The organism is Luteimonas yanweni (assembly GCF_039548475.1).
In the GTDB taxonomy this organism is placed as follows: Bacteria; Pseudomonadota; Gammaproteobacteria; order Xanthomonadales; family Xanthomonadaceae; genus Luteimonas.
Map to the genome: position 1 here is coordinate 542,368 of NZ_JBCLVC010000008.1, position 12,661 is coordinate 555,028.

Here is a 12,661-nt window from a genome sequence, read left to right on the forward strand (position 1 = left end):
GATGCGCGCGGCTGGCGATGACGGCGCAGCGGCATCGGCGAGCGATATCCCCTCGCTCGACCGGCTGCTCAAGGACCCGGGGCTGCGGGAGCTGCTGGCACGGCACGGACCGGGCCGCGTGACCGCCGTGCTGCGCACCCGGCTTGATGCCTTGCGCGAGACGGCGCTGGCAGGAACGCTGCCGCGGCACGCGCTGGAACCGGAGGCGCTGGCCGCGGACCTCGCTCAGGCGCTGCAGCGTGATTCGCAGCCGCGCCTGCGCACCGTATTCAACCTCACCGGCACCGTGCTGCACACCAACCTCGGCCGCGCGCTGCTGCCGGACGAGGCCGTGGCCTCGGTGGTGCGCGCGCTCACCGCGCCGGTGGCGCTCGAGTTCGACCTCGAGCGCGGCGGCCGCGGCGACCGCGACGCGCTGGTCGAAGGCCTGCTGTGCGAACTGGCCGGCGCCGAAGCCGCCACCGTGGTCAACAACAACGCCGCCGCGGTGCTGCTGATGCTGAACTCGCTGGCCAATCGCCGCGACGTCGTCGTCTCGCGCGGCGAGCTTGTCGAGATCGGCGGCGCCTTCCGCATTCCCGACATCATGAAGCGCGCCGGCGCGCGCCTGGTCGAAGTCGGCACCACCAACCGCACCCATCCCGCCGACTACGCCGACGCCATCGGCCCGCGCACGGCGATGCTGATGAAGGTCCACTGCAGCAATTACGCGATCTCGGGCTTCACCCGAAGCGTAGGCACCGCCGAAGTCGCGGCGATCGCGCGCGGACACGGCCTGCCCCTGGGCGTGGACCTGGGCAGCGGCAGCCTGGTCGACCCGGCCCGCTGGGGCCTGCCGCACGAGCCCACGGTGCGCGAGACGCTCGCGGCCGGCGCCGATCTCGTCACCTTCAGCGGCGACAAGCTGCTTGGCGGTCCGCAGGCCGGCCTGCTGGTCGGCCGCGCTGACCTGATCGCGAAGATCCGCAGGAACCCCCTCAAGCGCGCCCTGCGCGTGGGCAAGCTGACCCTGGCCGCGCTGGAGCCGGTGCTGGCGCTGTACCGCACGCCCGAATTCCTGCCCGAGCGCCTGACCACGCTGCGCCTGATGCTCCGGCCGCAGGCGGCGATGCAGGCGCAGGCGGCGCGGTTGTCAGCGCCGCTGCAGCATGCGATCGGCGAATCCTGGACCGTTGCTGCCGCCCCCATGCACAGCCAGATCGGCAGCGGCGCGATGCCGGTCGAGGCCTTGCCGAGCTGGGGGCTGTCGCTGCGCTTTGCCGGCAAGGGCAGTCGCGGGCGCGCGCTCAGCTCCCTCGCGAAGGCGCTGAGGGAACTGTCGCGGCCGGTGATCGGGCGCGTTGCCGACGATGCGCTGTGGCTGGATCTGCGCTGCCTGGAAGACATCGACGAGGCCGCCTTCATCAGCCAGCTGGAGGAGCTGCGCGCGTGATCGTCGGCACCGCCGGCCACATCGACCACGGCAAGACCAGCCTGGTGCGTGCACTCACCGGCGTCGATACCGACCGGCTGAAGGAAGAGAAGGCGCGCGGGATCTCCATCGAACTCGGTTATGCCTATACGCTCCTGCCCGACGGCGGCGTGCTCGGCTTCATCGACGTCCCCGGCCACGAGAAGCTGGTGCACACGATGGCTGCGGGCGCGTCGGGCATCGACTTCGGCCTGCTGGTGGTGGCCGCCGACGACGGCGTGATGCCGCAGACCCGCGAGCACCTGGCGATCCTCGGGCTGCTGGGCGTGGCCCGCGGCGCCGTTGCGCTGACCAAGGCCGACCGCGTCGACGCCGCGCGGCTGGATGAGGTGCGTGCGCAGCTCCGGGCACTGCTGCAGGGCGGACCGCTGGCCGATGCACCGGTGTTCGCCGTCAACGCCACCAGCGGCAACGATCCGGGCATCGACGCGCTGCGTACCCACCTGCAGCGGTGCGCGAAGAACCATCCAATGCGCGACGCTGGCGGGCTGTTCCGCCTGGCCGTGGATCGCGCCTTCACCCTCCCCGGCCACGGCACCGTCGTGACCGGCACCGTGTTCGGCGGCCGCACCAGCGCAGACGATAACGGCGCCAACCTGGTGCTCGCACCCGCCGGCCGGCCCGTGCGCATACGCGCCATCCATGCCCAGAACCAGGCCAGCGCCGATGGCCACGCCGGCCAGCGCTGCGCGCTCAACCTTGCCGGCATCGACAAGGGCGCGATCGCACGCGGCGACTGGATCGCCGATGCGCGCGCCTTTCTGCCCAGCCGCAACATCGACGTCGAGCTGCGCCTGCTTGCCGACGCCGGCGGCGCGGTCGGCAACTGGGCGCCGCTGCACGTCCACCTGGGCACGGCGCGCAGGCTGGCGCACGCCGTGCCGCTGTCGATCGGCGAGATCACGCCCGGCGGCAGCGGCCGCGTGCAGCTGGTGTTCGATGAAGCGCTGTGCGCGACGCCCGGCGACCGGTTCATCGTGCGCGACGCCCAGGCCAGCCGCACTATCGGTGGCGGACGGGTGCTCGACCCCAACGCGCCGGCCCGACGCCGGCGCTCGCCGCAGCGCCTGGCCTGGCTGGACGGCATCGCAGCGATGCTTGATGGAGATGGCCTGGCCGCCGTGCTGGACCAGGCCCCGCACGGCGTGGACGAAGCTGCCCTGGTGCGCCTTACCGGCATCCCACCCGAACGCTTGCAGCTGCCCCACGGTGCGCACTGGCTCTCGCCAAGGCTCGCCGCGCGCGTCGCCATCGCCGATGAACACCTGCAGGCGCTGCAGGCCCGCATCGGCCAGGCACTTGCCGACTTCCATCGCGACAGCCCCGACGAGCCCGGTCCCGATGCAGCGCGACTGCGTCGCATCGCCCTGCCTACGGCGCCCGCCGCGCTGTGGCATGCGCTGCTCGACGAACTCGCGGCTGCCGGTCGCGTACGCCGCAACGGCCCCTGGCTGCACCTGCCCGGCCACAGCATCACCTTGGACCCGGCCGACAGCGTCCTCGCCGGCCGCCTGCTGGCAAGACTCGCCGAAGGCGGCTTCGACCCGCCGTGGGTGCGCGACCTCGCCCGCGTCGAGGACGTAGCGGAAGAGCGCGTGCGCCGCCTGCTGCGCACGCTCGCACTGCAGGGGGAGGCCTACCAGGCGGTGCGCGACCTGTTCTACCACCGCGACCGCACGCGCGAGCTGGCCACGCTTGCCTGTGGCATCGCCAGGCGTGACGGCAGCATCGAAGCCGCGCGTTTCCGCGACGCCACCGGCCTTGGTCGGAAGCGCGCGATCCAGCTCCTCGAATTTTTCGACCGCGCCGGCCTCACCCGGCGCGTGCGCGACAGCCACGTGCTGCGCGAGGACAGCGCCTGGCTGCAGGCCCTGCGCGACGAACCGGGGTAGAGTTGCACCATGGAAGGCAAGCGCGCCCGGTGGCGCGGCCGGGCTTCAAACCCGGTTGGGGGCGTCAGCCGCTCCCAGGCAGGTTCGACTCCTGTTGCCTTCCGCCATGCCCCGCCGGCCCCGCCAACGGCTGCCCCGTCCGGATGACCACGCCATGCCCCAAAGCCCCCAGACCCCGGACGCGCCCCGCGTCGACCCGACCGATGCGCCGCGCCTGACCTCGCTGTCCCACGGCGGCGGCTGCGGTTGCAAGATCGCGCCCGGCGTCCTCGCCGACCTGCTCAGGCGCGCGGCACCCGCACCCGTCTGGCCGCAGCTGATGGTCGGCACCGACACCGCCGACGACGCCGCCGTCTACCGCCTAAACGACGCACAGGCGCTGATCGCCACTACCGACTTCTTCATGCCGATCGTCGATGATCCCTACGACTTCGGCCGCATCGCCGCCACCAACGCGCTGTCCGACGTCTACGCCATGGGTGGCACGCCGATCCTGGCACTGGCGATCGTCGGCATGCCGATCAACGTGCTGCCGCACGCCGTCATCGCCGAGATCCTGCGCGGCGGCGAGGACGCCTGCGCCGCAGCCGGCGTGCCGGTTGCCGGCGGCCACAGCATCGACTCGGTCGAGCCGATCTACGGCCTGGCGGCGATGGGCATCGCCCACCCGGATCGTATCCGCCGCAACGCCGACGCACGCCCCGGGGACCTGCTGGTGCTGGGCAAGCCGCTGGGCGTCGGCATCCAATCGGCAGCGCTGAAGCGGGGCCTGCTCGATGCCGCCGGCTACGAGGCGATGATCGCCACGACCACCCGCCTCAACACCCCCGGCCCGCTGCTGGCCGCGCTGCCCGGCGTGCACGCGATCACCGACGTCACCGGCTTCGGCCTGCTGGGCCACTCGCTCGAGCTCGCGCGCGGCGCCGGCCTCGGCGTGCGCCTGCGCTTCGACGACCTGCCCTGGCTCGCGGGCGTGCGAGAACTTGCCGCCGCAGGCGTGGTCACCGGCGCCTCCGGCCGCAACTGGACCGCCTATGGCGACGGCGTGCGGCTCGCGCCCGGGATCGACAAGACGGCCCGCGACCTGCTCACCGACCCGCAGACGTCCGGCGGCCTGCTGGTGTCCTGCACGCCGCAGGCGCTGGACCAGGTCCTGGACGCCTTCCACGGCGCGGGATTCACCGACGCCGCCGTCATCGGCGAGACCCGTGCCGGCCCGCCGCGGGTCGAGGTGGGCTAGGCGCGACGCGCCCCGGGATAGCTTACGGCGCGCCTCGGTTGCGCACGCCGGTCCTGTGGTCCGCCGGTCCCGCCGCCGCGCTTGCGGCATCACCCGGGTCCGCGGCCTCGCGCAATTCGCCCAGCGGCGGAATGACCAGGGTGGTGTACTCCTCGTAACGCGCTCCCGGCAGGTCGGCCAGGCGGAGCCGCTCGATCCGCGGCTGTTCGATCGGCAGCCGCGCCGCTTCATACAGCACCACCTCGTGGTCCGCGGGATACCAGCGCAGCAGCCTGTCGACCAGCGCCTGCAGCCCCTCGCGTTCGGCGTGCAGGCGGGTGCAGCTGAGATCGCCGGACAGCGCGACCTGCCACAGCAGCACCAGGCCGGCGGTATCGGGCGTGCGGTCGTAGACCATGAAGTGGGTCGCTTCCAGCGACTGCACGCCGCGTCGCCCGGGGTCGATGCCCAGGTCCGCGTACAGACAGGCCTCGGCGGACACGCCGGGCTCCATCCGCGCCGGGATGCCTTCCGCGCGTGCCTTGCGGATCACCGCATGCGGCACGTCGGCGAATACGCCGGGATGGCCATAGAACACCGCGCACACCTGCTTGCCGGCACGCACCTCGGCCATGATCGCGGCGTCGATGTCGCGATAGATCGCGCGGCGGTCCTTCCCGGGCAGGTAGTAGGCACCCAGGTTGACCGCATCCGGACGGAAGCTGGTGATCATCGCCAGCGCGAACGGATCGGTCAGGCAGAACACCACCTGCGCCTCGCGGATCTCCGACAGGCAGCGCTCGCTGACGTGGCGTCCGAACTCGATGCCGCTGCCCACCACGACCAGGCCCGGCGTCGCGGGCGCGGCGGCGTCCCTGCGCACGACGCGATCGCGGCCATCGCGCTTGGCGCGATACAGCGCCTGGTCGGCTTCGTGGATCAACTGCTCCAGGCTGTCGATGTGGCCATCGTCCCTGCAGATGCCGGCGCTGAGGTTGAAGCGGAAGGTCTGCCCGAACACCGTGATCGGCTCGATGCGCTCGCCAAGGCGCCGCAGCAGCGCTTCGGCCTCGCCCGCGTCGCCGTCGAGCAGCACCATGAACTCGTCGCCACCGCTGCGGCCGGCGATGCCCTGCCCGGCCACGACCTCGCTGATCCACGACCCCAGCGAACGCAGTGCCTCGTCGCCGGCGGCGTGGCCGTGGCGGTCGTTGACCTGCTTGAACATGTCGATGTCGGCGACGATCGCGGTGAACGGGCGCTGCGCGACGCGAGCCGCCGCGAACGCAGCCTCGCCGAGCTTGCGCACCTGCTGGTAGTTGTACAGCCGGGTCAGGCTGTCGTGCTCCGACTGCCAGCGGTAGCGGCGGCGTTCGCGGGCCGAGCGCCGGAGCAGGCCCCACAGCAGGATGGCGGTGACCAGCAGCCCCACCATGCCGACGGCCAGCAGCAGCTGGGTGCGCTTGGTCGCAGTGACCTGCACCGCCGCGAGCTCCCGCCCGGCTTCGAGCAGAGCGATCTGGTGCTCCTTCAGCCGGGTGTCGAATTCCACCTGCAGGTAGGCCAGGCGGCGTTCGCGGCCGTCGCGCTCCGCGGCTTCGGACGCCGCCATGGCGGTCCGGATATGCGCAAGCGCCGCGCCCAGGTCGCCGCGCCGCTCCGCCAGCCTGGCCAGCAGCTCCTCGGTCTCCGCGATCGCGAAGTGGGAGTCCTGCCTGCGGTAATAATCGAGTGCGTCGTCGAGCAGCTCCTGCGCCTCGCCGAGGTTGCGGCCGGATTCGACCAGGCTTTCCGCCACCACCAGCTTCGCACTCCACGCGCCAGCGGCGAAGCCGGCGCCCTGGAACTCGGCAAGCGCCTCGCGCGCCCAGTCGAGGGCTTCGTCGTGACGGCCCTGGCCGGCCAGCATCTTGCCCACGCCGTACTTGCCGTTGGCCACGAACACCTGCTCGCCGGCGCGGGTGCAGGCGTCGATCTGGCGCCGCCGCCAGGTCTCGGCTTCGCGATAGTTGTGCGCGTGGTCCTCGGCCAGGGCCACGTCGGCCAGGGCCAGGCACAGGGCGCGGCCGTCGCTTCCGGTTTCGACCACTTCCAGCGCGCGCAGCGCGAGTTCGCGCGCCTTGCCGGTTTCGCCCACCAGGGTGTGAAGGTAGCTGGCGACCCCAAGCAGGCCGGCCGCCTCGGAAGGTGCCTCGGGCAGGTGCGACAGGCCCTCGCCCAGCCATGCGAACGCCTGCGGCCAGTCCTCGACGTTGGCGGCCATGCTGATGGCGGTGGCGTAGACACGCATGCGCAGCTGCGGCGGCAGCTCCTGCTCTAGGAGCCTGGTGGCGGCCATGAGCGCGGACGCCTGGTCGCCGGCCAGCCCCAGGTTGCGCAGGCGCACGAACTCCAGGCGCTGGCGCTGCTCCTGCGTGAGCTCACCAAGCCGCGGGGCCAGGCTCCGGATGCGCGCGTTGGACTCTTCCCAGTGCGCGCTGACCGCCAGTTGCTCGATCTCCGCGACGTCCGCCTCGAGCACGTCGGCAAGGACCGGCATGCTGAAGGCCAGCCACAGGAATGCAATGGAGACCAGCCGGTACATGCACGATCGCTCGGCTAAGACCGCACGCCTATTTTTCGTAGGATTTGATGATGTGGTTGGTTGCGAACTGCCCCGCCTCCAGGCCACTCAGGCGCTGGACGGCGCCGTAGTCGCAATCCAGCATCGCCCGGCATTCCTCGGAGGACAGGCCGGCACGCTTGACCACCGTATCCGGGTCCTTGGCATAGTCCGCGGCGAGCGCGGCATCGCTGCCGAGCTTCCTCATCAGATCAAGCAGTTTCGACACGCCCCTCTCCCTATTGAACAGTCACGTCCACCCCATCCGGCGGACATTAACACAGCGTCGTGGCTCCTCGATGGACCCTGGGCAGGGTCAGCCGCCCCACATCCATCACGGACCGGTCATTGCGTGCTTGCGAGCATCGCTTCGCATGCAGACAGACTCCGGACACCACGCCTGGGACATCACCGCGACCAACGGCCCGGTGATGGCCACCGCGATCCACGACGGCCATGCGATCCGCCCCGCCCTTCGCCCGCTACTCGCCCTGCCCGATGCCGAGCGGCTGCGCGAAGAGGATCCGCTCACCGGCTTGCTGACAGCGGTCGGCGACGTGCGCATCCGGGTGCCGACCTCGCGCTTCGAAGTCGACCTCAACCGCCCCCGCGACGGTGCCGTCTATGCAAAGCCGGAGGACTGCTGGGGACTGCAGGTCTGGAACCAGCCACTCCCCGACGACGCGATCGCCGGCTCGCTGGGCGCCTGGGACCGCTTCTACGCCATGGTCACCGAGCGGATCGAGCAGATGCTGGAACGCTGGGAGGCGGTGCTGCTGATCGACCTGCACAGCTACAACCACCGCCGTGACGGCGCCGACGCCGTGGCGGCGCCGCAGGCCGACAACCCCGACATCGAGCTTGGCCTGACCACTGCGGACCCGGAGCGGTGGGCCGATGTCACCGCGCGCTTCGCCGACACCCTGCGCGCTTGGCCGCTGGCAGGTCGCGAACTGGACGTCCGTGCCAACGTGCGCTTTCCCACCGGTGGCCATTTCCCGGAGTGGGTGTATGCACGCTGGGGCGCACGGGTGTGCACCATCTCGCCCGAGTACAAGAAGATCTTCATGGACGAGTGGACGGGCCAGGCCGACATCGCCGCGCTGTACACGCTCCGCGACGGCCTGCAGGCGGCGGTCGATGCGGTTCGCCCCGCGTTCGAGGCGCGGCGATGAGCGCCGGGACGCACGCCACCGCCGCGGCCGCGGCGCCTGCGCTGCAGCCGCTGCCACCGGTCGCCGCCGAAGTCGATGCCGCGCTCGTCGCGATCGATGCCGAACTCGACTGGCTGCTTGCACTGAATCCACTCGACAGCGATGCCCTGTGGGACCACTTCGACGCCAGCGGGCGCACCGACGTGCCGGCCCTGCGCTATGCCGAGCCTGCGAGCGACCTTGATGCAATGCGCAAACAGCTGTTCGCGCTGCCCACGGAGCGGATCGAATCCCCGCTGCTGGCCGGCGTACTGGCGGAGAAGCAGCGCGACCTGGACCGCACGATCGAGCTGGTCCGCCTGCGCGGCACCGACGGCTTCCTGGGCGCCAGCATCGAACTGTTCGGAAACGTCGAGGCCGGGCTGCTGGAACTGGCCAACGGCATCCTCGCCACGGTGGATGTGGGCGACCCGCTGCCGGGCGACCTCGGCGTGGACGCTGTGGTCGCGGCGGTCGAGGACGAAGTGGCGTGGTACTGCGACCGGGCGCCGGACTTCGACCTGCAGGTCGTGGTCGATGCCGACGTCGGTTCGCTGATGATGGTTTCGCACGGCACGCTGTACCTCGACGCGCAGCTGCGCCTGCCCGAGGCACGGCTGCAGCCGCTGGTGCAGCACGAAATCGGCACCCACGTCGTCACCCGCTACAACGGCCTGCGCCAGCCGCTGCGGCAGCTCGCGGTCGGCCTGGCGCAGTACGACCCGCTGCAGGAAGGCCTGGGCGTGCTGGCCGAGTTCCTGACCGGCTACCTGCCCGGCGAGCGCCTGCGCATCCTCGCCGCACGCGTGGTTGCCGCCGACATGGCCATCCATGGCGAGCACATCCCCGCGATCTTCGCCTGCCTGCACGGGCAACACGACCTGCCCACCGACGACGCCTTCGACATCGCCGTGCGCGCGCGCCGCGGCGGCGGCCTGACCAAGGACGCGGTGTACCTGCGCGGCCTGCGCGACCTGCTCGACCATCTCCGCGGCGGCGGAGCCTTCGAGGCGCTGTTCGCCGGCAAGTTCGCGCTGTCGCACCTGCCGGTGCTTGAGCAACTGGCCGATTCGGGCTGGGTGGCGCCGCCCGCGCTGCTGCCACGGTATGCCAGCGCCGACGGTTTCGCCGACGCCCTTGCGCACTGCCGCACGCTCGGCGTCGAAGCCCTCTACCACCCCCACCTCCCCCTGAACTCCCTCCAGGAGCAAGCACCATGAGCGACCGGCCGATGCGCCTGGGCTTCGTCGTCAACGACGTTGCGACCGAAAAGAACAACTACACCACCATCCGCCTGGCGCGGCGGGCGGCGAACATGGGCCACCAGGTTGCGCTGATCGGCCTGGGCGAGTTCCTCTATGACGCCAACGGCACGGTGCGCGCGAAGGCGCACGTGCCGCGCGGCGACAGCTATGCCGACGACGACGCCCTGCTTGCGGAAATCCAGGGCGAAGACGCCGACACCGATCGCATCAACGTCGAGGAGCTCGACGTGCTGATGCTGCGCAGCGACCCCGCCGAGGAACTGGTGGACCGCCCGTGGGCGCCCAACAGCGCGCTGCTGTTCGCACAGCTCGTGACCCATCGCGGCGTGATCGTCCTCAACGATCCGACCCACCTCACCGATGCCTCCAACAAGACCTATTTCCAGCACTTCCCGGAAGCGGTGCGCCCGGTGACCTGCATCAGCCGCGACGCCGACGAGCTCAGGTCCTTCATCACCTCGCACCAGGGCCGCGGGGTGATCAAACCGCTGCAAGGCTCCGGTGGCCAGGGCGTGTTCGTGCTCGACGGCGACGACGGCGCCAACCTCAACCAGATGATCGACGCGGTGATCCGCGACGGCTACGCGATCGCGCAGGAGTACCTGCCCAAGGCCGCCGACGGCGACCTGCGGCTGATCACCCTCAACGGCCGCCCGCTGAAGGTCGAAGGCCAGTACGCCTGCTTTCGCCGCTACAACGACAGCGGCGACGCGCGCAGCAACATCAGTGCCGGCGGCAAGATCGAACTGGTCGAGCCCGACGCCGACGCCCTGCGGCTGGCGGAGCTGGTCGCACCCAAGCTGATCCGGGACGGCATGTACATGACCGGCCTCGACATCGTCGGCGACAAGCTGATGGAGGTGAACGTGGACACGCCCGGCGGCATCAACATGGCCGAGGAGCTGACCGGCGTGGACTTCAGCGGCCATATCATCAGCGACCTCGCGCGCAAGGTCCGCCTGCGCGACCAGTACGGCGGCAGCCTGACCAACGTCGAGCTTGCGATGCTGTAGGCGGGTTCACTTTGGCGCGCCGACCTCCACCCAGGTCGGCGCGTGGTCGCTGGCCTTCTCCTGAAGACGCACCCAGCGGTCCACGCCGGCGGCCTTCAGGCGCTTGGCGAGCACCGGATTGAGCAGCATGTGGTCGATGCGCAGCCCGCGGTCGCGCTCGGCGTGCTGCCGGAAGTAGTCCCAGAAGGTGTAGATCGTTTCATCGCCCGAAACCTGGCGCAGCGCATCGGTCCAGCCCTGCTCCAGCAAGCGCTCCCAGGCGTCGCGCGTCTCCGGCTGGATCAGCGCATCCTTGCGCCAGGCCTTCGGGTCGTACACGTCCTGGTCGGTGGGGATCACGTTGAAGTCGCCCAGGAGCGCCACCGGATGCGGCAGGTCGACCAGAGACTTCGCGTGCCGGCGCAGGCGCGCCATCCACTTCAGCTTGTAGTCGAATTTGGGCCCGGGCTGCGGGTTGCCGTTGGGCAGGTAGATCGCCGCCACGATGACGCCATGCACGGCGGCCTCGATGTAGCGGCTCTGGGTGTCCGCCGGATCGCCAGGCAAGCCGCGCCGGCTCTCCGCCGGGTCGACGCCCCGCCCCAGGATCGCCACGCCGTTCCAGGAGCGCTGCCCCTGCCAGACGGCCCCGTATCCGGCGTCCGCAAGTTCGGCCGCGGGAAACGATTCGTCCTGCGCCTTCAGCTCCTGCAGCGCCACGGCGTCCGGCTGTTCCTTCGCCAGCCAGTCCAGCAGCTGGGGCAGGCGCGTGCCGATGCCGTTGACGTTGAACGTCGCCAATTTGAGTGTCTTTGCGCGTGCCATTGGCGGTTCTCCTCGGCCCCGGGGCCGGTGTCAGGGATTCGCGGTGACACCCGCCGCGCAGCAGGATGCCCCGCCCGCGACCGGCACCGGGCAAGCGACCGCCTGGATGATCTCCGCCAGCAGCCCATGCAGGGCGTCGCGGTGCCCGGTGCGCGCCGACGCCCCGGTGTCGTCCGAGGTCATCGCCACCGTCAGCTCCAGCGATGGCACGACGTACAGCATCTGCCCGCCATAGCCCCAGGCATAGCGCACCGGTTCGCCTGCGATGTCGCGCATGAACCAGCCATAGCCGTAATCGTCGCCGGTGAAGCGCGACTGCGTTCGCGGCTGCCAGGACGCGTCGATCCACGACTGCGACAGCAGCCGGCTTCCGCCCAAGGTCAGGCCGCCGTTTCGATACAGCTCGCCGAACGCGAGCAGTGACCGCGTCGACATCGCCATGTTGTTGCCGCCGAAGTAGACGCCCTGCGGATCGCGATCCCAGCCGGTAATGACGAAGCCCGCCTGCGGACCCAGCCACTCGCGCGCGAGCTCCAGCGTCGAGCGCCCGCTGGCGCGGGTCAGGATCGCCGAAAGCAGGTGGGTCGATCCGGTCGAATACAGCATCGCCCCGCCGGGCTCGTCCACGAAAGGTCTGGCCAGTGCGTCAAGGACCCAGTTGTCGCTGGTGACCCAGCGCCCGTAGTACGGCCCCGACGTGCGCTCGAGCCCCGCCTGCATTGACAGCAGGTGGCCGACGGTCACCTGCGCCAGGCGCGGGTCCGGCTCCGCTGGCAGAACGTCGTGCAGCAGGGGCGCGATCAGCTGGTCCGTGCCTTCCAGCACGCCCTTGTCGATGGCGATGCCCACCAGCGCCGACATCACGGTCTTGGACGCCGACTTGATGTTGGCCGGCGTGTCCGGGCGCGCGCCGCGGTAGCCGCGCTCTGCAATCACCGCGCCGCCTTGTGCGATGACCACGGCCTTCAGCGGCTCGATCACACTCGCCTGATCAAGCAGCGCCGTCATGGCCTGCGCCGCATCGGCCGCGGAAGGCCGCGACAGGCAGGGCTCTTCGACGATGACGTCCGCCCCGGTCACCGGTGCTGCTTCTGCCGGCGTCGACGCAGGCTGCGGCGCCTGTCCGCAGGCCGGACTCACGACCGCCGCCAGGATCAGGAATAGAACTCGCCATGACATGCCTGGATAGTCGCAGGCCCTGT

10 protein-coding genes and 1 tRNA gene are annotated in these 12,661 nt (G+C 70.8%); 7 read left to right on the forward strand and 4 right to left on the reverse strand.

The window, feature by feature from the left end:
• The first annotated feature begins 1 nt into the window (after position 1).
• The 4 genes from selA (at position 2) to selD (ending at position 4,603) form a co-directional block, all read left to right on the forward strand.
• Entirely contained in the window at positions 2 to 1,432 is a 1,431-nt protein-coding gene (gene selA, locus WCE39_RS06515) for an L-seryl-tRNA(Sec) selenium transferase (protein WP_343275856.1), read from the forward strand.
• The gene (gene selB, locus WCE39_RS06520) at positions 1,429 to 3,363 is read left to right on the forward strand and encodes a selenocysteine-specific translation elongation factor (protein ID WP_343275857.1); all 1,935 of its coding nucleotides are present in this window, start codon (positions 1,429 to 1,431) and stop codon (positions 3,361 to 3,363) included. The genes selA and selB overlap by 4 nt, the downstream gene beginning before the upstream one ends.
• An 11-nt stretch (positions 3,364 to 3,374) precedes the next feature.
• Positions 3,375 to 3,470 (forward strand) — tRNA-Sec (locus WCE39_RS06525).
• Positions 3,471 to 3,517: 47 nt separating this feature from the next.
• Entirely contained in the window at positions 3,518 to 4,603 is a 1,086-nt protein-coding gene (gene selD, locus WCE39_RS06530) for a selenide, water dikinase SelD (RefSeq protein WP_343275858.1), read from the forward strand.
• Positions 4,604 to 4,625: 22 nt separating this feature from the next.
• Here selD and WCE39_RS06535 read toward each other — a convergent pair whose 3' ends face one another.
• Both WCE39_RS06535 and WCE39_RS06540 read right to left on the reverse strand, forming a co-directional pair.
• Positions 4,626 to 7,166, reverse strand: coding sequence for a diguanylate cyclase (locus tag WCE39_RS06535; RefSeq protein ID WP_343275859.1), 2,541 nt, complete (start codon positions 7,164 to 7,166; stop codon positions 4,626 to 4,628).
• Between the two features lie 28 nt (positions 7,167 to 7,194).
• A complete protein-coding gene (locus tag WCE39_RS06540) occupies positions 7,195 to 7,413 on the reverse strand; it encodes a hypothetical protein (RefSeq protein WP_343275860.1) in 219 nt (72 codons plus the stop codon).
• 145 nt (positions 7,414 to 7,558) lie between these two features.
• On the opposite strand from WCE39_RS06540, the gene WCE39_RS06545 reads away from it, so the two are divergent.
• The 3 genes from WCE39_RS06545 to WCE39_RS06555 are packed head-to-tail and all read left to right on the forward strand — an operon-like array spanning position 7,559 to position 10,655.
• The gene (locus WCE39_RS06545; RefSeq protein ID WP_343275861.1) at positions 7,559 to 8,359 is read left to right on the forward strand and encodes an N-formylglutamate amidohydrolase; all 801 of its coding nucleotides are present in this window, start codon (positions 7,559 to 7,561) and stop codon (positions 8,357 to 8,359) included.
• A complete protein-coding gene (locus tag WCE39_RS06550; RefSeq protein WP_343275862.1) occupies positions 8,356 to 9,597 on the forward strand; it encodes a flavohemoglobin expression-modulating QEGLA motif protein in 1,242 nt (413 codons plus the stop codon). The genes WCE39_RS06545 and WCE39_RS06550 overlap by 4 nt, the downstream gene beginning before the upstream one ends.
• Complete coding sequence (locus WCE39_RS06555) at positions 9,594 to 10,655, forward strand: ATP-grasp domain-containing protein (protein WP_343275863.1); 1,062 nt, start codon at positions 9,594 to 9,596, stop codon at positions 10,653 to 10,655. The genes WCE39_RS06550 and WCE39_RS06555 overlap by 4 nt, the downstream gene beginning before the upstream one ends.
• A 6-nt stretch (positions 10,656 to 10,661) precedes the next feature.
• On the opposite strand, the gene xth is transcribed toward WCE39_RS06555, so the two are convergent.
• A complete protein-coding gene (xth, locus tag WCE39_RS06560) occupies positions 10,662 to 11,459 on the reverse strand; it encodes an exodeoxyribonuclease III (RefSeq protein ID WP_343275864.1) in 798 nt (265 codons plus the stop codon).
• Positions 11,460 to 11,489: 30 nt separating this feature from the next.
• Positions 11,490 to 12,539 carry a serine hydrolase domain-containing protein gene (locus WCE39_RS06565; protein WP_343275865.1) on the reverse strand — a complete coding sequence of 350 codons (1,050 nt, stop codon included), beginning with the start codon at positions 12,537 to 12,539 and terminating at the stop codon, positions 11,490 to 11,492.
• Between the last annotated feature and the right edge of the window lie 122 nt (positions 12,540 to 12,661).